The organism is Desulfovibrio sp. UIB00 (assembly GCF_022508225.1).
Taxonomy (GTDB): domain Bacteria; phylum Desulfobacterota; class Desulfovibrionia; order Desulfovibrionales; family Desulfovibrionaceae; genus Desulfovibrio.
In genome coordinates this window covers 37,971-63,215 of the sequence record NZ_JAETXJ010000009.1, presented here as the reverse complement: position 1 = coordinate 63,215, position 25,245 = coordinate 37,971, and the positions used below count along the sequence as shown (strand labels likewise).

Sequence of the window (25,245 nt, the reverse complement as noted above, 5' to 3'; positions counted from 1 at the left end):
CTGACGGCGTAACAATCGGATAAAATCACATAAGCCCGTTAAAAATCTAAAAATTGGCTCTGTGCTATCAGCCACAACTATAGTTACAATATTAATTCTATAGAGAATCAATATACCTGGTTATATTATGAACAGCTTCATCAACTTTCAAAGCTTTTCTTTTTGCAATATAATACAAATAGCTTATTGGAGTTGAATCTCTGGTTGGACTCCATGAAAAAGACTCCCCAATTGATTCTATAACCAAACCAGTTCCATCCAATATATTAAAAAAAACATAACTATCATTGTTTTCACCAGGACTTAAAGTCAGAGAAATACTTGCTTCCGACATATTATATACAAAAGAATTAAAATATACCCCCTTTACCCACTCCACTCTACCATCCAATGTTTTATCTATAATCTTAAAAAGAAGCAGTGAAATATCTGAATTATTATTCATTATTTTTCTCCATAATGGAATTTCCAATTGTCTGCGCTAGTTCTGCAATTACATCCTTGTAACATGTCAATTTATCATTAATTTCTCGGATATTAATTTCAGGCTGATCCTCGCTATCGTGTAAAAACAAGTTTTCAGCATCTCTGAGAAATACAACGATTTCTTGTATTGTAGTGCATTCTGCATCTGTAAGAAAATGTTTACAGTCAATTTTATATTCTATCAAATTTTCCCGCAGCGATTCATATAAATAATGAACACCATGGCGCCCTTCACTACAATTCACTTCTTTTATACGATTAATTTCTTCAATAGCATTTTTAATCTTCCACGTTTTCGCTAACCCAGTAAAGGCAGAAGATAGTTTTAATGTTTGTTGTTTTGCTTCCTTAGCCGCTTCCTCAGAGTTTGTTGCTCGAACAGCGGCCCAACATGAGGCAATAAGCCCGCCCAGTGTTAGCGCAGTACTTATCCACCCCACATAAGCCATAGTTGTCTGTGATTCCCACGACCACCCAGACGACCCCGTTTCCGCAAGCAAGCAAGTAGGTATTAAAAATATTTCTATACAAAAAAGAGCAAAAAAACAGCTTAGAAAGAAAAAATAAACACCTATCCTACACATAACTGTTCCTTGCAAATTGGGCCGCATTTTTTGTCACTTAACGTGCGACAACAATTTTAACCACGGAATACAATTTCATTACTGTCCCCACCCTACGAGCGGGCAGCAGTATGGCCAGTGTGGGCAGCGCGCCCTACAGACTCCTCAGCTGAGGATTTCTCTGCCCTCTTCTCCCGCTCAGCCTTCTCTGCCTTGTGTACGTTCAAAAGTTCATCCTGAAGCTCCACCGTTCTGGTGAGCAGCATTTCCGTTTTCTTTTGCAGGCGGGCAATTTCAGCTCTGGCCTCTGCAAGCTCTTTGCTCGCATCGGGTGAAGCACTTTGCTGTTCCAGTTCTTCGCGCGCACCATCTACGATCATGCGCAGCACCTGACCCCACGAACCGTGGCAGTCCGCCGCAATGCCTTCTGCCGTTCGCATAAGTTCTTGCAAGGGAACAGGCTGATCGAGGGGCACACCCTGCCCTATCAGCATTGGCCCCTCTCCAAAATATAGCCAGTGGCGGGAAAGACGAGGAAAAGCCTCAAGAATCTGAGGCAACAGGGGCCAGAGGTTATGCTGGCGCTGTTCGTTCAGGTAGCCTGAAAATGTGCTTTGCTTCATCCCGATGGCAGAAGCAATCGCAGAGTCTGATGTGGCAACAACCTTGCCGACCTTCTTAATGCGCTCAAATAATTCCATAAGCTGAGCTATCTCATTTTTTAACTAGATTCATGTTGACAGTTAACTTAATTCTCGTTAGTTTTTCTGAAAACTAGGTAACGTTAAGCGGGAATTAAAAACTCGAAAAAATTTATCAGGGAGGCAGAAACATGGCAACTGAGCGCTATCGTCGGCTTTTGGACTGGATGGGCGAGCACAACATCACCTTTGCCGCACTTGGACAGCAGATTGGCAAAGGCCCGGCCTCTGCCCGCTATGCTGTTTTTAACGACACCGTATCCCCTGAAATTCACGAAACACTGCTGAAGCTGGGCTTTCCGGAAGATCTCTTGCCCCTGCCCAGCAGAAAGCGCCGAGGCCCTGCCCCCAGGCAGCCCCATTTCCCTGGTCTTGCCCAAGCCTAATTCACGTTTTCAATTCAGCGCATTTTCTCGTTTATGACCACGCAATAGTCGGAGGCGCAATCGCATGGCCGGGAATATCGTTATCAAACCCTACCCTTCTCTCTCTGCCGTGGTGCACCAGATGGTCAAAACAGCGCCATCTGGCCTTACACCGCGCAGCATTGCCGAATTTTCTGGCTACACCAATTACAACACCATGATGTCTGAGCTGTCGCGCCAGCCCGGCCACAAGCTAGGGGCCGACATGCTGCTGCCGCTTATGGATGTGTGCAACTCTGACGCCCCGGTCGCCTTTATGGCCCGCGAGCGCGAGGGCATTTTTTTGAAGCTGCAGCAACCAGCCGCCTGCGGTGGCGAGCTTGTGCAAAGCCTGGCTCATACTGTGAAAAATTTTGGCGAGTATGTGGCGGCTGCGGCAGAGCGCATTGCCGATGGCGATGTGGACCCGGAAGAAATGGCCAGAATCAATGGAGAGACCAATGACGTGGTAGAGGCCATTTTGAGCTTTCGCAAGCTGGCGCAAGCCACCCACGATGCAAAATACGGCCGCAAATAAAAACGCCCCGACGTGCTGGAACCACGGCGGGGCAAAACTCCATAGGAGCTACTGATGAAGAGAATTTATTTCGACAGAGGGCGATCTGTCAAGCCTGATGCCACCAAACAGGCACCTGTTGCGAGCACCTACCACATTACCCTGGGCGGGCAGCGCCTTTCTGTGCGCGCCACGCATCACGATCTGCTTGATATGCTGCCCGGCATCATGAGCGAAGGCGGACGCGTTGAGCCGGAGTTACGCTCATGATCGCCGCAGATGCATTCAAGGTCTACACAGTCGCCTCTTATCGTCATCTGCATGCCGTGCGGCTGATTCAGGCCCGCATGCGGCGGCTCCAGGGGCTTGCCGTGCTGGATTGGACACGCGAGGCCCCTTCGTTGAGCACTCCCCTCGCTGACCGCCGCCGCATGCTGCGCGTGGGGCGCAACTGCGTAAGCGCCGAGCAGCGAGAAGCCGCCTGCGCGGCCGCAGACCTCATGCTCTACCTGGGCGATTCCGGCAAAGATTGCGCCGTGCAGGTCGGCATGGCCAAGGCCATCGGCACGCCCGTCATGGGCATAGCCGGGCCGCTGGAAGAAACCGGCCTCATGCTGCACAACGCCGTAACCTTGTGGGTAGCGGGGCCGTTTGAGGCCATTTCGCGCATCCGGCGCATGCTCCGCTGCCGTAATCAGGCAGAAATTGAGCATGACTGCCGCAAATGCCCTGCCGAGCGCGTTTGCACTCTGGCGCAGTAGATTTTCTACACCCTCCAACGGGGGCCGCGCTTTAGCCGTTGCGACGCAGGAAGCTACGGATAAAGACAGCAATTGGTAAGAAATAATGAAAAGCAAAACAAACACTGTCGCCATCCGTAGGGTGCTTCGCCCCCAACGGCTGCCGCGTATCCGTCAATCACACGCGGAAGGTTTGCAAGCAATGCACGCCCCGGATTCCATCTTGACGCTGGCAGAAGTTGCCCAGGCTCTGCGCCTTGACCCTCGCACCGTTAAACGCGTAGCAGGGGAACTTGGCGGCAAGCGCATAGGTAACCGCTGGCGTTTTCAGTGGGGGCGCGTTTTGGAGTATTTCCATGCCGACACTGAGAAAAGATCGAGGAAACATGTGGATGGCGCGGATCGTTGTGAACGGGAAGCAGATTGCCTCCCGGATGTTCCCGCCTGGCAAGAAAGGTGGCCCGGAATGGAGGGCCGCGAAAGAATGGGAGGAAGACGAAACCCTGCGAGCCAGAGAGCAGCAGGAGCGCCAGACCCCTACGGGCTGCGAGCTGCTTTTGGAGTGGGGCGAGCGGTATCTGGCGCACGTGGAGCGCAGCATGAGTAAGCAGACGCTTGTTGAGAAAAAAACCGTCATGCGGGCTTTTTTTCAGTTCTGCGCCAGCAACGGCGTGGACAAGCTGACCCTGCTCTCGGCTGCCAAGGCATACGCCCTGCTCGCCCAGGTGGCAGACGAGCGCGGCCCGCTGCGGGCCAATGTCTACCGCAAAAACCTGCTGGCCGCCTGGAACTGGGGCAAGGTCTACGTTGAGGGCTTTCCCCAGAGCGTTTCACCGTTTGAGATTGTGCAGCCCTTTCAGGCTACGCATACCGAACGGTATGTTCCGCCGGAAGAAGACGTGGTCAAGGTGCTCGAATCTGCCAGCGGGCAGGATCTGGTCATGCTGCTCACGTTCTTTTTCACGGGAGCGCGCCGGAACGAGGTGTTCCGGCTCTCGTGGAGCAAGGATGTGAATCTGGAAGAGGGCCGCATCAGGCTCACTGACCACAAGGGCAAGAATGGCCAGGAGCGGGTGCGCTGGTGCGACATTCACCCGGAGCTGCGCAAGGCTCTTGAGTGGTGGCGTGAGACGCGGCCCTGCAAGGCGGATAACGTCTTCATGCAGGTGCACTGCGACAGCATGCTGGGCGAACCCTTTCGGCAGCGCAGCAAGCTTATGGGCACGCTCTGCAAACGGGCTGGCGTGAAGCCTTTCGGCTTTCATGCCATCAGGCATTGCTCGGCGGCTGTGACATTCAAGGCTATGGGCCTCAACGGCGCACAGATATTCCTTGGGCACAGCCGGGCAACCACCACCGACCGCTATGTGCGGTCTGCGGGCCTGTATGGAAGTCAGGATGGAATCTTGGCGGCTTTGGGCCAGAGCCTGATCGGCTCTGCGGCAGAGAACCTGCTGGAAAAAGTAATGCCCCACGAGGGTCAAGCTCGTGAGGCATTTTGTAACCAAGGCATTGTAACCAATGCCATACAGTAATAGGGCAACTACGTTAACCCTTTGAATTCAATTGGCGTCCCCAAGGGGATTTGAACCCCTGTCGACGGCGTGAAAGGCCGTTGTCCTGGGCCGGCTAGACGATGGGGACGCGCTGTGAAGGGTGTATCTACGGCAATAGGGGGCAGGTGTCAAGCGACTTTTAAAATTGGCATAAAATTCAGCGGGCAGGGGCTTCCCAATGGTCATATTCAGAGCTGGGAGTTCCCTAATCCTGTTGCGCCTCTAATCTGTTGGCTGCTATCACATGAACCAGGGGCGTTTGCTGATATCGTAGCCTATTGCGCCGCCAAATCAGTTAGACCGTTATCTGATCTGATCTGCTCCTCTTGCCCGCAAAGCCCATCCTTCCACTCCCCACTATATCCAAGCCAGCCTTCCAGCCCGCGCAAGAGTCCTCCCCCCCGGCAGCCCTTTCTTGCGGCTAGTAACCCCCTGACGGATTGCATGTTTGCCCCGGCCTGAGGTATAAGCACGGCATGCAAAAATCCAGCAATACATCTCCCCGTCCCGGCACCGTGTCGCGCTCTCCCGCTAACGCAGACAGCCACCGCGAAGAGCAGCTGCGCCTTTTGTTGGATCTTTCCAATGTGGTCAATTCCGCCACGGATGTGGGGGTTGCCCTGAACAAGGCGCTCCAGCTTATGGCAGAGCATCTGCACATGATGCGCGGCGCAATCACGCTTATTTCGCCCAACAGCGGCGAAATCCGCATTGAGGCTGCCTACGGCCTCAAACCCGCTGAGGCCCGCCGGGGCCGCTACGTGCGCGGCGAGGGTATCACCGGGCGCGTGATCGAAACCGGGCGTTCCATGTACATATCTAATGTATCTGAAGAGCCCCTGTTTCTGAACCGCACCCGCTCTCGCGATCTGGGCAAGGAGGGGATTTCGTTCATCTGCGTACCCATCTGCCTTAACGATCAGGTTGTGGGCGCGCTATCGGTTGACCATCTGCTGGTGGACGATGCCACACTTGAAGACGAAATGCGCCTTCTTACCATTATATCAACCCTGCTTGGGCATGCGGCCCTTGAATCGCAGGGCCGCATGGATGAGGAAGCCTCCTCGCCCCTTAGGCCGCGCGGCTTTGTGGGCAATTCTGAAGTGATGCAAAAGGTCTACGCGCAGATTGCGCAGGTGGCCCCGTCCAGCACCACAGTTTTTTTACAGGGGGAATCCGGCACGGGCAAAGAACTGGCTGCGCGCTCCATCCATTCGGGCAGCACACGCGCCAACAAGCCCTTTATTTCGCTCAACTGCGCCGCATTGCCAGAAAACCTCATTGAAAGCGAACTGTTCGGCCATGAACGTGGGGCCTTTACCGGCGCAAACGCCACGCGCAAAGGGCGCTTTGAGCTTGCCAACGGCGGCACGCTGTTTTTGGACGAAGTTGGCGAGCTTTCGCTCATGACCCAGGCAAAATTGCTGCGCGTCTTGCAGGAAAGGGCCTTTGAGCGTCTTGGCGGCATGGAAACGCATTATGTTGATGTGCGTTTTATCACCGCCACCAACCGCGATCTGGAAAAAATGGTAGAGGAAGAAACCTTCCGCCGCGATCTGTTCTACCGCCTCAATGTCTTCCCCATTTTCCTTCCGCCCCTGAGTTTCCGGCCAGAGGACATTCTGCCGCTGGCAAACCACTTTATCAAAAAATACGCGCTGGCCAACGGGCGTAATAACGTGCGCCTCTCCCTTTCTGTCATGGATATGCTGCAACGCTATACCTGGCCGGGCAACATCCGCGAACTTGAAAACGTCATGGAGCGCGCCGTGTTGCTACTGGGCCGCGAGGGCCTTGTGTTGCCCCAGCACTTGCCCCCTGCCCTGCACGGCAGCCGCGTTGCGGCAAGTTCCGGCCTCACGCCCGGGCTGATCCGCCAGGGGCTTTCCGGCAGTTTGCAGGAGCAGCTGGACGAGCTGGAACGCGCATCAATCACCGAAGCGCTTGAGTTCAGCCAGGGCCAGATGGGCAAAGCCGCCGCAAGCCTTGGATTGACGGAAAGAATCATGGCCCTGCGCATGAAAAAGTACGGCATAACCTACAAGGCTTTTCGCCCCGTGTACCGTAAGGACGAAACCGAGTAGATTCTCGTTTTCTACAAAACGGTATTTTGAAAAATGGCCAGTATTTGCTTCAAAAATGAATTTTTTATAATTTATTTCAGTATGTTATTAAAGAAGATCACCAGCATTACAAAGATGTACCAATAATTTCTACATTTTTGCATTTTTTTGATTTTTTTATATAACACACCAAAATAACACAATTATTAAAGGCACCCCCCTAGCGCTACGAAACGGCGCTCCGGGGGGTGTCTTTTTTTCTACATTAACGTAGAAATATTCCATCGACGCCAACACCCTGCAATTCTTCCCGTCTGCCTATAAAAATAAAATTGTTCATAAAATCATATTGTTACACAATTAAACCCCGCAGTGAAACACATTTGGCACACTTCATGCCTAAGCAGGGTATTGCTGCGGCATTGTGCCGCAGTGTGGGCATGGCGCCAGCCCACGAGGATGAGGTTCTATTAAACGCGGAACGGAACGACGGAAACCAGCCTGCTGCACTGTGCGGCACCCTGCCTCCCTCGCCGGTCCGAACTACGCTGAAGGATGTCCGTATGAACGCCTCGGATACTGCATTTATTTTGATCTGCGCCTCCATGGTCATGCTGATGACCCCGGCGCTGGCCCTCTTTTACGGTGGCCTGGTTCGCTCCCGCAATATCCTGTCCACCCACATGCACAGCTACGGCGCGCTGGCTCTCATCTCCGTATTATGGGCCGTTGTGGGTTACACTCTGGCCTTTGGCGAAGATGTTGGCGGCATTATCGGCGATCTTTCTTACCTCTTCCTCAAAGGCGTGGGCGGCGAATCGGCTCCTGCCGCCACCCAGCTGCCCCACACGGTTTTTATGGGGTATCAGTGCATGTTTGCTGCTCTTACCGTAGCCCTTATTTCCGGTGCCTACGCTGAGCGCATCCGCTTCTCCGCCATGCTTGTATTCTCTGGTTTGTGGTTGCTCTTCGTCTACTCGCCCATGGCCCACTGGGTCTGGGGCGGCGGCTGGATGAGCAAGATGGGCGCTCTGGACTTTGCTGGCGGCGCAGTTGTGCACATGTCTTCCGGCGCGGCGGCTCTTGCCTGTGCCCAGGCTCTTGGACCGCGGCTTTCCACTGGCAGCTCGCATGCAACGCCTAACAACCTGCCCCTTACCCTGCTTGGCGGCGGCCTGTTGTGGTTCGGCTGGTTCGGCTTCAATGCTGGCAGCGCCCTGGTTTCCGGTCCTCTTGCTGGTCAGGCCCTTGTAACAACTCACATGGCTTCCGCCTGCGGTATTCTTGGCTGGATGCTCGTTGAATGGATTCGCACTGGCAAGCCCACAAGCCTTGGCGCTATCTCCGGCGCACTGGCGGGCCTCGTGGCCATCACCCCCGGCGCGGGCTTTGTGGAAGTGCTGCCCGCCATGCTGATCGGTTTTGTTGGCGGCATCATCTGCTACGGCGGCGTGCTCCTGAAGAACAAGTTCGGTTACGACGACGCCCTTGACGTGGTCGGCATTCACGGCATCGGCGGCACCTGGGGTGCGCTTGCCACCGGCCTGTTCGCCTGCGCGGCCATCAACAACTCGGACGGTCTGTTCTACGGCAATCCTGAGCAGGCCTGGATCCAGATCGTGTCCATTGTGGCTACCTGGGGTTATTGCTACATAGTTTCCCGGATAATCCTCTATGTGGTTGACGCGGTTGTCGGCCTGCGGGTTACGCCTGAAGAGGAATTCACCGGTCTCGATTTGAGCGAGCACAACGAACGCGGCTACTCCTTGTAGTCCAACGGGAAACAGCAAAGGAACGACCTATGAAAAAGCTTGAAATCATCATCCGGCCCAGCATGTTTGACAAGGTTAAGGACGCGCTTACCGACATGGGCATCCACGGCTTGAACTACGTTGAAATCAAGGGCTTTGGTCGCCAGCGCGGGCACACTGAAGTGTATCGCGGCACCACCATGCAGGTTGACTGCCTGCCCAAGATCAAGGTCGAGGTCGTGCTGCACGATGACATGCTGGAAACTGTTCTGAATGCCGTGGTGTCCATCTCCCGCACAGGACAGGTTGGCGACGGAAAAATTTTCATCAGTGATGTGATGGATGCCATCCGCATCCGCACTGGTGAGCGCGGCGATGAGGCTCTTTAGTCGGGCTATGCCTGATTCTAGCAACAACATGAGAAAGGAGACGAGGGTATGAGTTCCCCCCGTAAAAAGGCTTTGTTCAAAGCAGTGAACACTGCACCGGTCATCCCCACCAGCGCTGATGAAATAGGCCGCAGCGCGGAAGACATCTTTGGCCGCTACGTGTTTGGCCTGGCCACCATGCGTAAGCGCCTTCCCAAGGATGTGTTCAAAAAGCTGGCCAAGACCATCCGCGACGGCGAACGCCTGAACCCCGAAATCGCTGATGTTGTCGCCAACGCCATGAAGGACTGGGCCATCGAAAACGGCGCCACGCACTACACGCACTGGTTCCATCCCATGACCGGCCTCACTGCCGAAAAGCATGACGCCTTTCTGTCGCCCACCATTGATGGTCAGGTTATCAGCGAATTCTCTGGCAAGATGCTGATCAGCGGTGAGCCGGACGCCTCCTCCTTCCCTTCCGGCGGCATCCGCTCCACGTTTGAAGCACGCGGCTATACCGCGTGGGATCCCTCCGTGCCGGTGTTCATCATCCCCGCTCCTTACGGGGCCACCCTGCACATTCCGACGTACTTTTACTCATACTCGGGCGAAGCTCTTGACCGCAAGATCCCGCTCATTCGCTCCATATCGGCCCTGTCGCGTCAGGCCATGCGTATTCTCAAGCTCTTCGGCAACACCACGGCCAGCTATGTGCGCGCCAACGTCGGCCCCGAGCAGGAATACTTCCTGGTGGACAAAAACCTGGCCGCCCTGCGCCCTGACCTTCTGATGGCTGGCCGCACCCTGATTGGCGCCACCTCGCCCAAGGGTCAGGAGATGGAAGACCACTACTTCGGCTCCATTCCTCCCCGCGTGATGAGCTTCATGCAGGATCTGGAAAACGAGCTGCGTTCGCTGGGCATCCCGGCCAAGACCCGCCACAACGAAGTGGCCCCCGGCCAGTTTGAAATCGCCCCTGTGTACGAAGAAGCCAACATCGCCTGCGACCACAACATGCTCTGCATGAACATGATGCGTCACATGGCTGGCAAGCACGGTTTTGTATGCCTGGTGCACGAAAAGCCCTTTGCGGGCGTGAACGGCAGCGGCAAGCACAACAACTGGTCCATCAGCGATTCTGATGGCTCCAACCTGCTCAACCCCGGCTCCACGCCGGTGGACAACGCCCAGTTCCTGGTATTCCTGGCCGCCGTGCTGCGCGCCGTGCACATGCACAGCGCGGCCCTGCGCCTCGGCACCGTGGGCGCTGGCAACGACCACCGCCTTGGCGCCAACGAAGCCCCGCCGGCCATCCTGTCCGTCTACCTTGGCGAACAGCTTACCGATGTGCTTGACACCATCATCAACGGCAAGGGTTCCAAGAACAAGAAGAGCGCGGTCATGGAAGTGGGCGTTTCCACCCTGCCTCCGCTGCCCGTGGATCTTTCCGACCGTAACCGCACAAGCCCCTTTGCCTTCACCGGCAACAAGTTTGAATTCCGCGCCGTGGGTTCCTCGCAGTCCGTGGCTCCGGTCAATATCGCCCTGAACGCGGCTGTTGCCAGCGCTCTGGATGACATTGCCACCGAACTTGAAGCTTCGGTTGCCGGCGGCACCGATCTGAACACGGCCCTGCAGTCCCTGCTGCCCCGCCTGTTCAAGGAACACATGCCCATCGTCTTTAACGGTAATGGTTACGCTGAATCCTGGGCTGAAGAAGCCGCCCGCCGCGGCCTGCCCAACTACAACAACACCGTTACCGCTCTTGAACACTACAGCGATCCCGACGTCATGAACGTCTTCCTGCGTCACGGCATCCTGACCGAGCGTGAAATTCTCTCCCGTCAGGACATCCTGCTGGAAAACTACAGCAAGACCGTGTGCATTGAAGGCAACCTGTTGGCCGACATGATCCGCTCTTCCGTACTGCCGCCCAGCATGGAAGCCCAGACCAAGGCCGCCGATGCGGTTATCAAGACCCGCGCCGTGCTTGGCGACAAGGGCGCTGCAAGCGAAGAGGAATACTTTAACGAACTGCGCGGCCACATTGTCGCACTCCAGAAGGGTGTGACTGTGCTGGAAAAGGCCGTGGAAAAAGCCCAGTGCACCGAAGGTGCGTTGGAACAGGCCAAGGCCGCTCGTGACGGCATCCTGCCCGCCATGGCCGAATGCCGCACCCATGCAGACGCTCTTGAGCGCCTGGTTGAGGACAGCCTGTGGGTTCTGCCCAAGTACGCGGAACTGCTCTGGGCTCACTAGATCGTTAAGAAATAGTTGGGGGCAGGGGGTCTCATCCCGGGGGGGAAGATGGTCCCCTTGCCTCCGGCCCCTGCGGTTCTGCCGCAGGGAGCCACAGGCCTCGCCGTTCGCCGCAACGGACGGCGAAGGCCAGTGGTCATCAAGCGGAGAGTCTGGCGGCTCTCCGCTTTTTTTGCGTCTTAAATCGCCGCCGCACGTTGGATTCACGGCAGGTGCGCCGCACTGTGTTTACTTTTGCCTTGAATCAGAATAAATACTTATTTGTGATACTGCCAAGATAATTATGGGCAGCCTGTTTCGGCCCCCCGTATGATAAGGAGTATATATGGCTGCAACACTGCGCTTTACAAAAATGCAGGGCATCGGCAACGATTATGTCTATGTGAACGGCTTTGAAGAACGTGTCGAGAACCCCAACGACCTTGCCCGACAGATCAGTGACCGCCATTTCGGCGTCGGGTCTGACGGTCTCGTACTGATTCTGCCTTCCGGCACTTCAGACGTGCGCATGCGCATGTTCAATTCTGATGGTTCCGAGGCTGAAATGTGCGGCAATGCCATCCGCTGCGTGGGCAAATATGTTCACGACCACGGCATCCTTTCCAAGGATGTTATCCGCGTTGAAACCCGCGCCGGGGAAAAAATCGTCCGGTTGCTGTTTGAAGGCGGCGAGGTTTGCGGCGCAACGGTTGATATGGGCGAACCCGTGCTGACCCCGGCCAACATTCCCGTGCTGGTCGAGGGCGACACAAGCGCCCAGCGCTTTGTGGCCCGCCCTGTCGAGGTTGACGGCGCTGGCTATGATATTACCGCAGTTTCCATGGGCAACCCGCATGCGGTTGTGTTCATGAAAGGCATAGACGACCTTGATCTGCCCAAGATCGGCCCCAGCTTTGAGCACCACAGGCTGTTTCCGCAGCGTACCAACACCGAATTTGTGGAAGTGATCTCTTCCACCAAGGTGAGAATGCGCGTGTGGGAACGCGGCGCGGGCGAAACCCTTGCCTGCGGCACCGGCGCATGCGCCGTTGCGGTTGCATGCGTGCTCAACAACCTTACCGGGCGCGAGCTTGACGTGGAGCTCAAAGGCGGCACCCTGCACATCCATTGGGACGAAATTTCCAACCATGTCTACATGACCGGCGGAGCCGTCACCGTCTTCACCGGCACGTACCACATCTGATTCAGAGGAATGTGATGACCAGCGTAAACAGCAATTTTCTCAAGCTGCAAAGCAACTATCTTTTTGCGGAAATAGCCCGCAAGGTCGCCTCCTTCAAGGAAGCCAACCCCGAAAAGCGCGTCATCAGCCTGGGCATTGGCGATGTGACCCGTCCCCTTGCCCCTGCCGTTGTTGCGGCGCTGCACAAGGCTGCTGACGATATGGGCGATGCCGCCACGTTTCACGGGTACGGCCCGGAACAGGGCTACGCCTTTTTGCGCGAAATCATCGCGGAACACGACTACAAGGCGCGCGGCGTTGACCTGAGCGCCGATGAAGTGTTCGTCAGCGACGGCGCCAAGTCGGACGTGGGCAATTTTCAGGAACTTTTTGCCGCTGACAGCATTGTGGCTGTGACAGACCCAGTCTACCCCGTCTATGTGGATTCCAACGCCATGGCGGGCCGTTCCGGCGAATTTGACGGCAAGCAGTGGGACAGGCTCGTGTACCTGCCCTGCCTCAAGGAAAACGACTTTGTGCCGGACTTTCCCAAAACCCGGCCCGATATCATCTATCTGTGCTACCCCAACAACCCCACAGGCACTGTGCTTTCGCGTCAGGCGCTTCAGGGTTGGGTGGACTACGCCCGCCGCGAAGGCTGCGTCATTCTGTATGACTCCGCCTACGAGGCATACATCACCGACAGCTCTGTTCCCCACAGCATCTACGAGCTTGAAGGCGCGCAGGAAGTGGCCGTGGAATTCCGCAGTTTCTCCAAAACCGCCGGCTTCACCGGCCTGCGTTGCGCCTATACTGTTGTGCCCAAGGCGCTTCAGGTCAGCGATGGCAAGGGCGGCAAGGTTGCGCTCAACGGCCTCTGGAACCGCCGCCAGTGCACCAAGTACAACGGCTGCCCCTACATTGTGCAGCGGGCCGCTGCCGCCACCTACAGTCCGGAAGGCCGGGCGCAGGTCATGGACGTTATCCACGGCTACCAGCGCAATGCAGAAAGCCTGCGCAAAGCTGTAACCGGCATGGGTCTTTCCGTCTACGGCGGCGTCAATGCTCCCTACATCTGGGTGAGCGTGCCTGACGGCATGACCTCCTGGGGATTTTTTGACCACGTGCTGAACAATACGGCTCTTGTGTGCACGCCCGGCGCTGGCTTTGGCGCTTCTGGCGAAGGCTATGTGCGCCTGACAGCCTTTGGCTCCCCGGCTGATACAGAAGAAGCCATTAAACGCCTTGCTTCACTGAGCTAGACGCGCAGCGCACCTCTAGAGCAACGAAACCAAAAGCATCCGAGGCCCACCTCGGTTGCCGTAAAATAGAAGAAAGCCCGTTTCTTGGGGGATGTACTGAGCATCCCTCAAGAAATGGGCTTTCTTGCCGATAAGAATACATACTATTCACGCAAAATTATTTTTGCGAAACATCGTGGCGAGACAATAACGGCCTGTCGCTGATGCATAATTTCTGCTTCCGGCTTGCCGCATTCTTCAATGGAGCGCCTCTTTATCCTCGAAAGGAAAGATTCGCTTGATGTAAAAACAAAAAAAGGGCTTACGGCGGTTACCGTAAACCCTTGATTTTGCTGGTCGGGATGGCGCGATTTGAACGCGCGGCCTCAGCGTCCCGAACGCTGCGCTCTAGCCAAGCTGAGCCACATCCCGTTGAGAGAGGGAACATAAGCGAGACTGAGTAGTTTGGCAAGTAATTTTTTATTTGTAAAAAAATAATGCCTGACGTAGCATACAAAAACTAGATAGAGAGAGAATTTTTTGGAGTGAGCTTATCCTATGATCAGTGTCCTCGTGGTTGATGATTCAACCTTTATGCGCAACACCATTACTTCACTTCTCGAGCAGGATTCTGAAATCAAGGTTGTGGGCACAGCCCGCAACGGTCAGGAGGCCCTGGAAAAAGCCGAAGAACTTGATCCTGACGTAATGACGCTTGATGTTGACCTTCCAAGGCTTGATGGCCTTGGAGTTTTGCAGCAGTTGATGAAAAAGACTCCTATTCCCGTGCTGATGGTCAGCTCTCTCACGCAGAGCGGCGCGGAAAGCACATTAAAGGCATTAGAGTACGGCGCACTTGATTTTATTCCCAAAACTATGAGCTGCGACCGGGAGTGTTTTGGGGCGGAACTGCAGCGCAAAGTGCGGGCTATCGCACGGCGCAAAACCATCATCAAACTTAAATACAGGCGCATCAATCAAATTCAGGTTCCAGTTCCACGCCCTCAGCCTTCGCAGCCTGCGGATTATGTGCAAACGCCCTGCACCGGGCCGCGCGATCTGGTTGTAATCGGCGTATCCACCGGGGGGCCGCCAGTGGTGCAAAAGATTCTTTCGGCACTGCCTGCGGATCTTCCGGCCTGCATACTTATTGCGCAGCATATGCCGGCGGCTTTTACAAATCCGTTTGCCAAGCGCCTCGACAGTGTTTGCAAGATCGGCGTTACCGAAGCCCAGGACGGTGACAAATTCAAAACTGGCCATGCGTATGTCTGCCCTGGCGGCAAACATCTGGGTATTCGCATGCGCGGCCCGTTGCCAGAAATCTTTGTTGCAGAAGAACCACGAGATGCCCTTTACAAACCTTCGGCAAACGTGCTTTTTGAAACTGCGGGCAAAGCAATGGGAAGACGCACGCTTGGCGCGATTCTTACCGGAATGGGTTCAGACGGATGCGAAGGGGCCAAGGTTCTTAAAGAGAAGGGCGGCTGCCTTATAGCGCAAAATGAGGCTTCCTGTGTCGTTTACGGTATGCCCAAGGCGATTGTAGACAACAAGCTCGCCAACCTCATTCTCGATGTGGATGATATTGCCAACGCCATCATAACAACGGTCAGAGGCTGACCCCACCGTAGCAGGACATGACTATGAACATGGAAAATCCACAGCACAAAGCAATTCTTGAAGCCCTGAAGTCGGGCGAAAATGACGCGATTCGCGACGCGGCATTCAGCGCTGGCGATCAGGGCCTCCAGGATGCCGTTCCCATGCTCTGCGAACACATCAAAAGCCCAAGTGTGGGCGTACAGGAAGCAGCGGAATACGCCCTGCGCAAAATTCGCGGGCCTCAGGTGGTTGTAGCTCTGCTGCCGCTCCTGAGCAGCGACGAAGCCCCTGTGCGCAACGTGGCCATGGACATTCTGCGCGAAATCGGCTCGGACAGCATTGAGAGCATTCAGCCCTACCTGCAGCACGACGATGCAGATTTGCGGATATTTATCACAGATATTCTGGGATACTGCCGTACGCACCAGTCCTGTCTGCTGCTCTGCCGCGCCCTGCTTAAAGATCCGGAAGTGAACGTGCGTTATCAGGCTGCTGTGAGCCTTGGCACACTGGCTTTTCCCGAAGCCGTCAACTCCCTGTGCCAGGCCATGCACGATGAGGAATGGGTGCAGTTTGCCGTGGTGGAAGCCCTTGCGAAAATCAAGGACTACTCCGCCGCCAGCGCTCTTGTGAAACTGCTTTCCCAGGCCTCGTCCCTTGTGAGTTCGGCCATTGTGGACGCCCTTGGCGACATGGGCGATGTAAAGTCCATTCCCCTGCTCTTCAGTTCACTTGAAAATGTTCGCGAAGCCCTGAGACACAAGATTGTCAAAGCTATCGTGCAGATTCTCAACGGACGGGGCTTGTCGCTGCTGGCTGGCAAATCCCAGGAGAGGCTGCGTTCCTACCTGCTTGACGCCCTTACAGACAATGATGAAGACATTTTGCTGGCCTCCCTGCAAGGCCTGAGCGCCATCGGCTCGGACGCGTGCACCGAGGACATCATCAACATGGCCGCCACACTCGACAGGGAACGCCAGGATGAACTCTATGAAGCCGCCATCAAGGCCATAGCCGCCATCGGCTACAATGACTCCGTACGCGATGCCCTGAACAGCGTTGATGAATCGCGCACCTTGCTGGCAATGGAGGCCTGCCATCTTATGGCAGACCGCCGTTGCGTGCCTGATCTCAAGAATATTTTCTGGGATGCCAGCCCGGAACTGCAGCGCATGGCAGCAGCGGAACTGGCCCAACTTGGCGACTGCGCCGACTCCCCGTTCTTCATCACCATCATGAATGATTCAGAAGACGCGGAAGTTCTTAAGAGTGCACTGGTCTTCTTTGGCAACCAGCCCACCTGCCCTGATGTGGAAGACCTTGTCTTCGCCCAGCTGGATCACCGCTATGTGGATGTTAAGGAAATGGCGCTGGAAGCCTGCATCAACCTGCACAGCGCCAAGCTGAACGAACGCTTCAAGGAGCGCGCCAAGAGCGAAGATCCCATGCAGCGCATGATGGCCGTTTACGCCCTTGGCCGTTACGGCATTGTAGAAAATCTGCCTGAAATAACGGCAGCGCTTGAAGATGAATCGCCCCGCACGCGGCAGGTGGCGGTGGAATCCTTCCAGAGTCTTGGCGAACAGGCCGAGGGATACCTGCCCCTGCTGCTGCCCCGCCTTACAGATGAAGACAAGGATGTTCGCCTTGCAGTAATTGACCTGCTTGGGCAGCTCGCTTCCCCAACTGTGCTGCCCTATGTGCTCAATGGGCTTGATGATGAAAATGAATGGGTTCGCATACGCGCCATTGATGCGCTGGGCATGCACAAGGTAGCCAATGCCGTTCCGCAACTGGCGCAAATGCTTGAGAGTTCAAGCCCCATGGTGGCCCTCAAAATTATTGAGGCTCTTGGTAAGATCGGCGGCAATGTGGCCTTTAGCGTGCTGCTGGGTTTGATGAATCATGAAGACCCGGATATCCAGCATGCAGCGGAAGAAGCGGTGGCAACGATCCAGGCCGAACAGGAGTAGGTATGTCTCAGCCCCCTACGTTATTTCCCAAAAGCCCGCTCGGCTCTGCCCAGAACAGCGGCAACGGCTCATCTGCTGGCGGCGCGACTACTCCCGCAGAGCAACGTCCACGGCTTGGCGTGACGCCAACGCCCGGGGCAGCGCCGGCCGCTCCGGCTGCCAGACCATCTGCGCCCGCTCCGGCCTCGCCATTCAGAACAACGGCTCCTGCCCCTGCAAGCCCGGCGCAAGGCGCAGGCCTGACAGGTTCTGCATTCCGCACACCGGCGGGTGCAGGCGCTGGCACAGGATTGGGTGGCACAGCGCCAGCAGGCGGTTCCACCAGCCCCGTTGCGCCTGCGGCAACGCGACCGCCCCTTGGACAATCTGGAATTGGTCAATCCGGCCTTGGACAATCCGGGCTTGGTCAGACAGCAACCGGGCTGTCTGGTGCGACAACGCGGCCGCCTCTCGGGCAAACTGGGTTAGGACAGTCAGGCCTGGGGCAAACAACACGGCCTCCGTTGGGGTCGGCCCTGCCCCCGCGCACTGCAAGCCCCGCGCCTGCTGCGGGCGGCCTTGGAGCCACACGGCCCGCGCAAACCGCACCAGCAACCAGCGCCATGCGTCCGCCGCTCACCCCTGCTGCGGCTTTTCGCTCGCCCACGCAAATGGCAGACAACGCCCGTGCAGCATCGCCCTTCCGCAAGGATTTGCAGATATCTGACGAGGAATTTCTGCAACTGCGCGATTTCATCTATCAGCAGTGCGGTATTTTCATCGCTGAAAACAGAAAATACCTTGTTGAAAACCGGCTTTCAAACCGCATCAAGGAACTGAACCTTAAAAGTTACAGCGACTATTACAACTTTCTGCGCTTTGACGGCAGCCGCCGCACAGAGCTAACAAAGCTTTTTGAAGTGGTGACAACCAACGAAACAAGCTTTTTCCGCAATCCGCCGCAGCTTGAAGTTTTTCAAAAAAGCGTGCTGCCCGACATTCTTGACCAGTGCCGCAAGGCTGGGCGCAAAAAGCTGCGCATCTGGTCGGCGGGCTGTTCCACGGGCGAAGAACCCTACACGCTTGCCATCATATTGTGTGAGGTTCTGAAAGGTGAGCTTTCCAGCTGGGATATCAAGATCACAGCCAACGATCTTTCTGAGGCCGTGCTGGCGGCTGCCCGCCGGGGTGTTTACAACGATTATGCCCTGCGCACGACCCCCAAGGAAATTGTGGATGCCTACTTTATCAAGGAAGACACGCAGTACAGGGTCAAGCCGGAACTGAAGTCGCTCATTTCCTTTGGGCCCATTAACCTCAACGAGAGGGAACAGCTCAAGCGCGTTGAAAAATCGCAGATTGTTTTCTGCCGCAACGTTATCATCTACTTTGACGATGAAATGAAGCGCAAGGTTATCAACGCATTTTACGACAACCTTGAAATCAATGGCGCGCTGCTTATCGGGCATTCCGAATCCCTGCACAACATCAGCCGCGCGTTCCAGCTTGAACACCACAAGGGAACCATCGTTTACAGAAAAATGAGCTGATGCTGATACCATGTGTGCAAAAGTTCTGGCTATTGCCAATCAAAAAGGGGGCGTCGGCAAAACCACGACATCCATTTCGCTGAGCAGCGCGCTTGCCCGCATGGGGAAAAAAGTTCTTGTTCTTGATCTTGACCCCCACGCCTGCGCCACGCTGCATGCGAGAATATACCCCGAAGGCATCACTTGCAGCCTGCACGATCTTTTTCTTGCGCAGGAAGATGCCTGGCCCGTGATCTGGCCCGATCTTATCCATGTGCAGGCGCTGCCGGGAATGGACGTGGCACCGGGTAGCATACGGCTTTCAGAACTTGAAGTTGACTTTCGCGAGCGTCAGGCCAAGGGAAGTGTGCTCCTCCGCAGCCTCACGCATGTGCGCGATGAATACGATTACATAATTCTGGATTGTCCGCCCCATGTGGGCATTCTGCTGGTCAATGCGCTGGTTGCCGCAGACCTGCTGATAATTCCGATCCAGACAGATTTTCTTGCCTTGCACGGGCTCAAGCTGCTGTTTGACACGTTGCATACGTTGAACAAGGCTCTGGGCAGGCCCGTACGTTACCGGGCGGTGCCCACCATGTACGACAGGAGAGCAAAAGCCTGCACACGGGTACTTGAACTGATGCGGCGCAAAATGGGGCAGTCCATGTTTTCAACGGTTATTGGGGTGGACACGCACTTTCGCGAGGCCAGCGCCCAGGGGTGCACCATTTATGATATCGACGCCCGCTCAAAGGGAGCGCTCGGGTATAATTCGCTTGCAGAAGAAGTGGTAAAACTATGGTAAAAACGCCCGAAGAGTACTTTGCAGACCAATGCCTGGCCGTGCCGCAAGCGGCAGACGCAACGCTGAGCGCTGCGGAACAGGCCTTTGTGCAAAAATATCTGGGCAGCGATGCATTGCAGACCATGCCGGTGCTTGAACCAGAGCAGGTGATGGCTGGCGCAGCAGGAGAAGCAAAAGACCATGCGCGCCCAGCTCATCATGCCGGGCATGCAGAGGCGGAAACCGCCCGGCCTTCATTGCGCACAAGGCTTGCGGCAGAAGAACAGGTACAGATGGTTTCGTTCTATGTGCGCGAACAGGTTTTTTTGCTGCCAGTACCGGTAATTGTTGAGGTACTGCGTTACATGCCGCTGACCCGGCTTCCCATGGCACCGCCCTTTATTGCTGGCGTTGTCAATCTGCGCGGGAAGGTTACGCCACTGCTTCACCTGGATGCATTGCTGACCACAGACCAGACAAAGCGCTATACCGAAAAAAGCTTTATCATCGTTTGCGGCACAGAAGATATGCAGCTTGGCCTTATTATAGACAAAATACACACCATGTACATGGTTTCAAAAGACAGCATCAGCTGGAATATTGAGGCGCAACTTGGCGAAGGGGCAGATTTTCTGTGTGGCCTCGCCAATATCAAGGAGCGCCTCCACGGAATTATCGACCCGGAACTGATTGTCGACAAACTTATTGAAGTCTGATCGTCTGCCCAGCTGAAATAGCACACGCTCCGACTTGCCAATAGTCTGAATAATCTCTAGAGTTCGGTGAAATTTTGTACGGCAGCCAACAACAGACGGACAGGATCACCTATGAAAAAACATATTATGGTCGTAGACGACTCCAAGACTATCCGTAACCTGGTAGCCTTTGTTCTCAAGGGCGAAGGCTTCAAGGTAAGCACCGCTGAGGACGGCCTTGACGCTATTGAAAAGCTTTACAGCCTTGAGCCGGTCGACCTGATTGTTTCGGACGTGAACATGCCCCGCATGGACGGTTTCACGTTTATCAAGACCATCCGCGCTCAGGATGCCTATAAGGATATTCCTATCATTGTTCTTTCAACCGAAGGGCAGGAAAAGGACATCCAGACCGGCATGAGCCTCGGCGCCAACCTGTATATGGTAAAACCGGCACAGCCTGAAAAAATGGTCCGTAATATAAAGATGCTTCTGGGATAGCCGATAAGAAAGACAGTATGTGTCCAATTCGGACAATAGTGTGCTTTCAGCCATATAAAGGTACAGGTTATGAGCCAGGAATTTTTTGATCCGGAACTTTTCGCCGATTTTATCGCGGAAGCCAAAGAACATCTCGAAACCATCGAGCCTAACCTTCTTGAGCTTGAGAAGGCGCCGGACAATCTTGCTCTGCTGAATGATATCTTTCGGCCCATGCACTCCCTCAAGGGCGCATCGGGTTTTCTGGGGCTGAACCGCATCAATCAGCTTGCGCACAAGTCTGAGAATATTCTGGACGAACTGCGCAAAGGCACCATGGTTGTCACCTCGGAGATCATGGATGTCATTCTGGCATCCACCGATGCCCTGCGCCAGATGATTGACAATCTTGAATCCACCAATGCCGAAGGCGAAGTGGAGATTGGGCACATCATGGCTCAGATTGATGCCATCATGGCTGGCGAAACAGCGCCGCAGCCTGTGGCGGCTGAGCCTGAAGCAGAGCCGCAACCAGAAGAAGAGATTGTCGAACCTGCCTCGGTTGTTGAAGACCCTGCCATTAGTGATGAACTGCCCACGGCGGATGAAGCTGCGGAAACGTATAGCGAAAGCAGCAACGATGACGCAGCCGCCACAGCCGGAGACGAAGCAGAGTTTACAGCCATGTCTGGCAAGGATTGGGTGCAGACGCTGCCTGATCTGCCCACGTATACCCTCACCGCCTTTGGCGAAGGGCACCTGAAAGATTTTATCGATGAGTCCAACGACACCATCGAAAACCTCACAAGTTCCCTCCTGGATCTGGAAGAAAATCCCGTTGGACGAGATGAACTGGTCAACGATATTTTCCGTTTCTTCCACAACATGAAGGGCAACAGCGGCATTATCGGCTACAGCGAACTGAATTCGCTCACGCACGAAGCAGAAACCCTGCTCAACAATGTCCGCCAGGGCAAAATCACGCCCACCCACGAGCTGATAGACCTTTTGCTTCTCGTGGTTGACGTGCTGGAAGCTCTGGTGCAGCGCATCAATATTGAAGCGGGTTCAGCCACGCCTTTCAACATCTCTCCCGTGGTCAAGCAGCTTCAGGAAGCCCAGACAGGCGGTCCCATTTCCCTGCCGCAAGAACTTCTTGACGCTCAGGCCAGCCAGAACGGCAACGGTAGCCACGAAGCTGACGAGAGCCAGGAAAACGCAGAGCAGGAGGGCAGCGAGCAGGAAGCTCCTGCCGCCGCAGAATCCCACGCTCCGGTTGAAGTGGTCACGCCGACATTTTTTGCCGTTGGCGCTGAAAACGATGATACCGAGGCCTTTCGCGTCACGGTGCGCCAGCAGTTTGAAATTATTCATGCCGCTCTGGAAACACTCAAGAAAGACGGCAGCCACAAAGATTCCATTGATGCCCTGTACCGCTGCCTGATTGCGGTCAAGAACGCCTGCGCCTTCATGGAATTTGAAGACATCAAGGTTTACGCTGAGCGCACGGCTGGCATAGTGGACCAGGGGCGCATCAGCGGTATTGATTTTGAATTGATGGTTGACCTGCTGGATCAGGAAGTTTCCATCATCAAGGACATGGTCCAGCTTGCGCTGGACGGCCCGGCCAAGGCCGCCCCCTCGGCTGCTGCGCCTGCTGCGGCTCCCAGCCCGGCCTCACCAGCGGACGAAAAGCCTGCTGCATCTGAAGCCGAACCCAAGATCGAAAAAGAACAGGCCGCCCCGGCCAGCACAGCAGAACAGAGCGCGCCTGCGGCGGCTCCGGCTGCCCCAAAGCAGGAGGCCCCGGCACCCAAGCCCGCCGCCGAACCTGCCAAACCCGCCGCCCCTGCGGCGGCAAAGCCCGCTGCGCCCGCAAAACCTGCGGCGCAAGCTGCCAAGCCCGCTGCACCTGCCAAGCCTGCGGCACCAGCCAAACCAGCGGCTCCGGCTGCGGCAAAGCCTGCGGCGCAAGCTGCGGCCCCGGCTGCCGAGAACCACAAGGGTTCGTCCACCATCCGAGTTGACCATGAACGCCTTGATCACCTGATGAATCTTATTGGCGAACTCATCATCAACCGTAACAGGTACACCCTCATCGCCCGTTCGCTTGAAGACACCGGGCATGACGTGGATATTTCTCAGGTCGCCCAGAGCCTTTCTGAAACCACCTACGCCATGGCGCGCATTTCTGACGATCTGCAAGACACCATCATGAAGGTGCGCATGGTGCCGGTTTCTTCGGTCTTTTCCCGCTTCCCCCGGCTGGTGCGCGACCTTTCGCGCAAAAGCGGCAAGGAAGTGGATCTGGTCATGGAAGGTGAAGAAACAGAACTGGACAAGAGCGTTGTTGAAGTCATCGGCGATCCGCTTGTCCACCTTATCCGTAACTCTGTTGACCACGGTATTGAGCCAGAAGACCAGCGCCTCGCTGCGGGCAAGCCCGCCAAGGGCAAGGTCGTATTGCGCGCCTTCCACAAGGGCAACTCTGTCGCCATTGAAATCGAAGACGACGGCAAGGGCATTGACCCCGCAAAAATGCGCGAAGTTGCCATCCGCAAGGGCGTCATCACCCCTGAGGAAGCCGCACAACTTGATGACCGCGAATCGCTGGAGCTTATCTTTGCCCCCGGTTTCTCCTCGGCTGAAAAAATCACTGATATTTCAGGCCGTGGCGTGGGTATGGACGTGGTGCGCACCAACATCAAGAACCTCAAGGGCAGCGTCAGCACGTATTCAGAGGTTGGCAAGGGAACGCGCTTCACCTTGAGTCTGCCCCTGACCCTGGCTATCATTGATGCGCTTATGGTCAATGTTTCCGGACAGATGTACGCCATCCCCCTTGATGCTGTCTCTGAAACCACCAAGATTGAAGCCGAACGCCTCACGGATGTGAAGGGTCGCAAGGCCGTAACCCTGCGCGGTGAAGTGCTTGGTGTTGTGGAGCTTTCAGAAATGCTGGGCCTGCCCCGCACTGATCCTCTGCCAGATGTGCTTTCCGTGGTTGTCATCCACGACAACGACCGCCGTCTGGGCCTTGTGGTCGATCGGCTTCTGGAACGGCAGGAAATCGTTATCAAACCCCTTGGCGCATACCTTGGCGATCTCAAGGGTATTTCGGGCGCAACCATCATGGGCGATGGTTCGGTCATCCTGATTCTTGACCCGCACGAAATATACATAATGGCAACCTCCAAAGCTCCCTCCATCGGCGCCGGGGGCGAACAGGGCAAGCAGCCGGTTTCAGTAAGAATGTAATGCTACAGGGGGCCACAAGGCCCCCTTTTCCATTGGATATCCGCGCCCGCCGCCCGTGCTTTTTTTTCAGCCGGCGGCGCCATGCCGCACCTGCCACAAAAGGATAAAGTCATGCTGGAACTGTTGAGCAACCGCCGCAGCATACGCAAATTCACCGATCAAGCCGTGAGCGATGAACATCTGGAAAAACTGCTTATGGCCGGCCTGTTGGCCCCTTCATCCAAGGATACCCGCCCTGTGGAGCTGGTGGCCGTACGCGACAAGGCTGTTATTGCCGCGCTGGCAGATTGCCGCGATTCCGGCACCATGCCCCTGCGCACTGCCCCTCTGGTACTGGCGGTGGTGGCCGATACTGACAAATCGGACGTATGGGTTGAAAATGCCTCCATTGTTGCCATTCTGGTGCAACTGGAAGTGGAGCGTCTGGGCCTTGGCTCCACATGGGTGCAGATGCGCCTGCGCACCAACGGCGCAGCTTCCGCCGAGGCTGAAGTGAGAAAAACACTTGGCATTCCCGGTCATTATGGCGTACTTTGCCTCGTGGCCATTGGGCACAAGGACGAAGTAAAAAAGCCGCGAGAGCTTGACGCGTCTGACTGGGCGCGTACTCACCGGGATTACTTCTGAATTGCACAGTAGCCTGCTCCTGCGGATTGGCTTGAAAAATTGCGTTGTTCCAGAGTGTTAAAGTCTTTCCAGCTCAATGACGGGCTGGCAAGCCCGCACTTGAAGCGCAGTCGCCTTTTTTTGAGAAAATTTCTTGCCTTTCCATGCTGCATGAGCTATATGACCTTTTCGCGCGGTTATGCCCACATGCAACGCTGTCATTTTTCGGCGCGGGCTTTGTTCTTGCCGCATTTGAATTGAACTATTTTTTTGCATATACGGAGGAATGTATGAGCAAGGAATGCATCTTTTGCGGCAAAAAGCCCCAGGTCGGCAATCTTGTGAGCCACTCCAACATTAAGACCAAGCGTCGCTTCAATCCCAATTTGCAGCGCGTGCGTCACCAGTTCCCCGACGGCAGCGTGCGGACCCTTTCCGTCTGCACCCGTTGCCTTCGCTCTGGCGTTGTTGTTAAGCCCACGGTGCGTAAGCAGGCCTAACTGACCTTCTTTTGCAGCT

Annotated in this window: 24 protein-coding genes and 2 tRNA genes; 20 read left to right on the top strand and 6 right to left on the bottom strand. The window is 55.5% G+C overall.

The window, feature by feature from the left end; translation table 11 throughout:
* Positions 1-97: 97 nt before the first annotated feature.
* The 3 genes from JMF94_RS13100 to JMF94_RS13090 all read right to left on the bottom strand — a co-directional run bounded on the left by JMF94_RS13100 (position 98) and on the right by JMF94_RS13090 (position 1,672).
* On the bottom strand, positions 98-445 hold the full coding sequence (locus JMF94_RS13100) for a hypothetical protein (RefSeq protein ID WP_240825616.1): 348 nt from the start codon (positions 443-445) through the stop codon (positions 98-100).
* Positions 438-1,070 carry a hypothetical protein gene (locus JMF94_RS13095; RefSeq protein WP_240825615.1) on the bottom strand — a complete coding sequence of 211 codons (633 nt, stop codon included), beginning with the start codon at positions 1,068-1,070 and terminating at the stop codon, positions 438-440. Before JMF94_RS13095 ends, JMF94_RS13100 begins: the two co-directional genes overlap by 8 nt.
* 92 nt (positions 1,071-1,162) lie before the next feature.
* Positions 1,163-1,672 (bottom strand): hypothetical protein, encoded by a 510-nt coding sequence (locus tag JMF94_RS13090; RefSeq protein ID WP_240825614.1) that lies wholly within the window; start codon positions 1,670-1,672, stop codon positions 1,163-1,165.
* A gap of 209 nt (positions 1,673-1,881) precedes the next feature.
* Here JMF94_RS13090 and JMF94_RS13085 point away from each other — a divergent pair, with 209 nt between their 5' ends.
* The 4 genes from JMF94_RS13085 (at position 1,882) to JMF94_RS13070 (ending at position 3,432) form a co-directional block, all read left to right on the top strand.
* Positions 1,882-2,136 carry a hypothetical protein gene (locus JMF94_RS13085; protein WP_240825613.1) on the top strand — a complete coding sequence of 85 codons (255 nt, stop codon included), beginning with the start codon at positions 1,882-1,884 and terminating at the stop codon, positions 2,134-2,136.
* A gap of 64 nt (positions 2,137-2,200) precedes the next feature.
* Positions 2,201-2,692, top strand: a complete 492-nt coding sequence (locus JMF94_RS13080; RefSeq protein WP_240825611.1) for a phage regulatory CII family protein — start codon at positions 2,201-2,203, stop codon at positions 2,690-2,692.
* 54 nt (positions 2,693-2,746) lie between these two features.
* Positions 2,747-2,941 carry a hypothetical protein gene (locus tag JMF94_RS13075; protein WP_240825610.1) on the top strand — a complete coding sequence of 65 codons (195 nt, stop codon included), beginning with the start codon at positions 2,747-2,749 and terminating at the stop codon, positions 2,939-2,941.
* A complete protein-coding gene (locus JMF94_RS13070) occupies positions 2,938-3,432 on the top strand; it encodes a translation initiation factor 2 (protein ID WP_240825609.1) in 495 nt (164 codons plus the stop codon). The genes JMF94_RS13075 and JMF94_RS13070 overlap by 4 nt, the downstream gene beginning before the upstream one ends.
* A gap of 157 nt (positions 3,433-3,589) precedes the next feature.
* Here JMF94_RS13070 and JMF94_RS13065 read toward each other — a convergent pair whose 3' ends face one another.
* A complete protein-coding gene (locus tag JMF94_RS13065) occupies positions 3,590-3,769 on the bottom strand; it encodes a hypothetical protein (protein WP_240825607.1) in 180 nt (59 codons plus the stop codon).
* Between the two features lie 34 nt (positions 3,770-3,803).
* Here JMF94_RS13065 and JMF94_RS13060 point away from each other — a divergent pair, with 34 nt between their 5' ends.
* Positions 3,804-4,946 (top strand): site-specific integrase, encoded by a 1,143-nt coding sequence (locus tag JMF94_RS13060; RefSeq protein WP_240825605.1) that lies wholly within the window; start codon positions 3,804-3,806, stop codon positions 4,944-4,946.
* Between the two features lie 32 nt (positions 4,947-4,978).
* Here the strand turns inward: JMF94_RS13060 and JMF94_RS13055 are convergent.
* Positions 4,979-5,055: transfer RNA gene (locus JMF94_RS13055), tRNA-Glu, on the bottom strand.
* Between the two features lie 388 nt (positions 5,056-5,443).
* Between JMF94_RS13055 and JMF94_RS13050 the strand changes: the two genes are divergently transcribed.
* The 6 genes from JMF94_RS13050 to JMF94_RS13025 all read left to right on the top strand — a co-directional run bounded on the left by JMF94_RS13050 (position 5,444) and on the right by JMF94_RS13025 (position 13,835).
* Positions 5,444-7,051: a sigma 54-interacting transcriptional regulator gene (locus JMF94_RS13050; RefSeq protein ID WP_240825603.1), complete on the top strand. Its 1,608-nt coding sequence runs from the start codon at positions 5,444-5,446 to the stop codon at positions 7,049-7,051.
* Between the two features lie 542 nt (positions 7,052-7,593).
* Positions 7,594-8,802 carry an ammonium transporter gene (locus JMF94_RS13045; RefSeq protein ID WP_240825698.1) on the top strand — a complete coding sequence of 403 codons (1,209 nt, stop codon included), beginning with the start codon at positions 7,594-7,596 and terminating at the stop codon, positions 8,800-8,802.
* A 29-nt stretch (positions 8,803-8,831) separates the two neighbouring features.
* Positions 8,832-9,170, top strand: a complete 339-nt coding sequence (locus JMF94_RS13040; protein ID WP_022658689.1) for a P-II family nitrogen regulator — start codon at positions 8,832-8,834, stop codon at positions 9,168-9,170.
* Between the two features lie 48 nt (positions 9,171-9,218).
* Entirely contained in the window at positions 9,219-11,411 is a 2,193-nt protein-coding gene (locus JMF94_RS13035) for a glutamine synthetase III (RefSeq protein ID WP_240825601.1), read from the top strand.
* A 325-nt stretch (positions 11,412-11,736) separates the two neighbouring features.
* Positions 11,737-12,594, top strand: a complete 858-nt coding sequence (dapF, locus tag JMF94_RS13030) for a diaminopimelate epimerase (protein WP_022658687.1) — start codon at positions 11,737-11,739, stop codon at positions 12,592-12,594.
* Positions 12,595-12,608: 14 nt separating this feature from the next.
* Entirely contained in the window at positions 12,609-13,835 is a 1,227-nt protein-coding gene (locus JMF94_RS13025; RefSeq protein WP_227118498.1) for an LL-diaminopimelate aminotransferase, read from the top strand.
* A gap of 333 nt (positions 13,836-14,168) precedes the next feature.
* Here the strand turns inward: JMF94_RS13025 and JMF94_RS13020 are convergent.
* Positions 14,169-14,246, bottom strand: a tRNA-Pro gene (locus tag JMF94_RS13020).
* Between the two features lie 126 nt (positions 14,247-14,372).
* On the opposite strand from JMF94_RS13020, the gene JMF94_RS13015 reads away from it, so the two are divergent.
* From JMF94_RS13015 to rpmB, 9 genes are all read left to right on the top strand, one after another.
* On the top strand, positions 14,373-15,437 hold the full coding sequence (locus JMF94_RS13015; RefSeq protein ID WP_240825599.1) for a chemotaxis response regulator protein-glutamate methylesterase: 1,065 nt from the start codon (positions 14,373-14,375) through the stop codon (positions 15,435-15,437).
* A 23-nt stretch (positions 15,438-15,460) separates the two neighbouring features.
* Positions 15,461-17,392, top strand: coding sequence for a HEAT repeat domain-containing protein (locus JMF94_RS13010; RefSeq protein WP_240825597.1), 1,932 nt, complete (start codon positions 15,461-15,463; stop codon positions 17,390-17,392).
* A gap of 650 nt (positions 17,393-18,042) precedes the next feature.
* Complete coding sequence (locus JMF94_RS13005; RefSeq protein ID WP_240825697.1) at positions 18,043-18,921, top strand: protein-glutamate O-methyltransferase CheR; 879 nt, start codon at positions 18,043-18,045, stop codon at positions 18,919-18,921.
* A 10-nt stretch (positions 18,922-18,931) separates the two neighbouring features.
* The gene (locus tag JMF94_RS13000) at positions 18,932-19,708 is read left to right on the top strand and encodes a ParA family protein (protein ID WP_240825595.1); all 777 of its coding nucleotides are present in this window, start codon (positions 18,932-18,934) and stop codon (positions 19,706-19,708) included.
* Complete coding sequence (locus JMF94_RS12995) at positions 19,702-20,403, top strand: chemotaxis protein CheW (RefSeq protein ID WP_192111581.1); 702 nt, start codon at positions 19,702-19,704, stop codon at positions 20,401-20,403. Before JMF94_RS13000 ends, JMF94_RS12995 begins: the two co-directional genes overlap by 7 nt.
* A 111-nt stretch (positions 20,404-20,514) precedes the next feature.
* Positions 20,515-20,883 (top strand): response regulator, encoded by a 369-nt coding sequence (locus JMF94_RS12990; RefSeq protein WP_022658680.1) that lies wholly within the window; start codon positions 20,515-20,517, stop codon positions 20,881-20,883.
* A gap of 69 nt (positions 20,884-20,952) precedes the next feature.
* A complete protein-coding gene (locus tag JMF94_RS12985) occupies positions 20,953-24,120 on the top strand; it encodes a chemotaxis protein CheA (RefSeq protein WP_240825593.1) in 3,168 nt (1,055 codons plus the stop codon).
* 81 nt (positions 24,121-24,201) lie between these two features.
* A complete protein-coding gene (locus tag JMF94_RS12980; RefSeq protein WP_240825590.1) occupies positions 24,202-24,747 on the top strand; it encodes a nitroreductase family protein in 546 nt (181 codons plus the stop codon).
* A gap of 269 nt (positions 24,748-25,016) precedes the next feature.
* Positions 25,017-25,226: a 50S ribosomal protein L28 gene (rpmB, locus tag JMF94_RS12975; RefSeq protein WP_027180796.1), complete on the top strand. Its 210-nt coding sequence runs from the start codon at positions 25,017-25,019 to the stop codon at positions 25,224-25,226.
* The last annotated feature ends 19 nt before the right edge of the window (positions 25,227-25,245 follow it).